Origin of the sequence: Mesorhizobium sp. M7A.F.Ca.US.005.03.2.1 (assembly GCF_003997795.1) — a bacterium.
Lineage (GTDB): Bacteria > Pseudomonadota > Alphaproteobacteria > Rhizobiales > Rhizobiaceae > Mesorhizobium > Mesorhizobium ciceri.
In genome coordinates this window covers 1-1,804 of the sequence record NZ_RZRP01001079.1, presented here as the reverse complement: position 1 = coordinate 1,804, position 1,804 = coordinate 1, and the positions used below count along the sequence as shown (strand labels likewise).

Annotated in this window: 1 protein-coding gene and 2 pseudogenes; all 3 read left to right on the top strand. The window is 62.6% G+C overall.

From position 1 onward, the window contains the following. Positions 1–336 (top strand): SRPBCC domain-containing protein (locus EN991_RS34815; RefSeq protein ID WP_127370422.1); only part of this gene is annotated, 336 nt, incomplete at its 5' end. Between the two features lie 306 nt (positions 337–642). Further along, positions 643–1,356 (top strand): annotated as a pseudogene (locus EN991_RS34805) (alkene reductase); the annotation flags it as partial. Positions 1,357–1,605: 249 nt separating this feature from the next. Continuing rightward, positions 1,606–1,804, top strand: a pseudogene (locus EN991_RS34800) (IS1 family transposase); the annotation flags it as partial.

The window sequence follows — 1,804 nt, the reverse complement described above, 5'->3', positions numbered from 1 at the left end:
GAAGCCTGGGTTGGGGGGCACGTTTACGATCGCGGCGTCGACGGCAGCGAGTGTCGCTGGGCTCGTGTATTGACTTACGATCCGCCGAGCCGGCTGGTTCTGAGTTGGGATATCAACCCGCGGTGGCAGATTGAGTCCGACCTGAACAAGACCAGCGAATGGGAAGTCCGGTTCACGGCGGAGACGGAGAACCGGACCAGGGTTGAGATCGAGCACAGGAATTTCGAGTGCCACGGCGAAGGCTGGGAGAGCGTGCGCGGTGGGGTCGATAGCGATCAAGGCTGGCCGCTGTACCTGCAGCGGTTCCACGATCTTTTCACCGGTCGGGCGCCCTGACGCCGTGCCGCGATTTGAGAACGTCGCTCGCAAGCACAGTTTGAGTCCATTGCGGTTCCGGTGAGCGGAGACAACATGGAAGCCTATTGGTTAAGCATTCTCGGTCGCGTTGGCAATCTACTCGGGTTCGTCCAAAGGATTTGCGGGAGGGCTGGCGGGACCGGTAATCCCTGCAGACGACGACAACCGGCTCTACCTCCGAGGGCGCCCTTCCGACAGATGGCGACCTCCCGAACGAACTGACCGTCAAATATTACGGTCAGCGCGGTAGCGCCGGCCTGATCATCTCCGAAGTCAACGACGTGGATCACGTCCAGCCACGGCTACGCGCGGATTCCCGGGATTCACTCCGAAGCCCAAAAGCAGGCCTGGCGCCCGGTGACCGAAGAGGTTCATCGTCAGGGCGGCACCATCTTCATGCAGCTGTGGCATGTCGGCCGACTGGCGCATTCCTCGCTTCTGCCGAACGGCCAGGCGCCAGTGGGTGTGACCGCGGAACAGGCCGTCGGCTCAGAGGTATTCGCCCATGGCCCGGACGGCCGGTTGCGCTTCATGGCGGCAGAGATGCCGAGGCCGCTCAGCACCGAGGAAGTGACGGCCATGGTGGGAACCTTCGCCAAAGCCGCCGCCAATGCCCGGGAGGTCGGGTTTGACGGAATCGAGATCCATGCCGCCAATGGCTATCTGATCGAGCAGTTCATGAACTCGGTGCTCAACACCCGCACAGACTGCTATGGCGGCGGCAGCATGGAAGATCGTACGCGCTTCCTGATGGAAGTCGTCGACGCGGTCGTGGCGGAATTCGGCCCGGGACGCGTGGGGGTTCGCCTTTCACCGTTCGGCAAGTATGGTTCGATGCCCGCTGATCCGCTCGTCGAGGAGACGTTCCTGTACATCGTCGAGCAGCTCGGGCGCCGCGGCGTGGCCTATGTCCATCTGCTCTATGAGCTGCTGCCCGACGGCAACATGGAATCGGTCACGTTCGAGGCGCGCCATCTCGACCATGACATGCTCGCCAAGGCGCGAGCGTTGTTCCCCGGCGCGTTCATATGGTGCGGCGGCTTCAATGACGTCGAGCATGCCCAGGCCGCGCCAGCTGGCCATTGGCTGTGGCGGACCGGTCCGTCTATTACACCCGCAACGGTGAAGTGGGGTACACGGACTTCCCCGCCTATTCGAACGACGGCGCAGCAAGCAGGGCCGCCTGACACGGCGATAGGCCGAGCAGGAGTCAGGCTCAGCGCCACATTTCTCGTCACCGGCGCCAGTTCCAAAAAGGTGGAGGCTCACGCCAACGCCGTGGCGCTTCACTTCATGTACTACAATTTTGGCCGTATCCATGCGACCTTGCGGCTGACCCCGGCAATGGCCGCTGGCGTGACTGGCAAACTTTGGGAGTTTGGCGATATCGTGGCCCTGATCGAAGCGAAGGAATCCGAGAAGCCGGCGGTGCGCGGCTCCTGTAAGA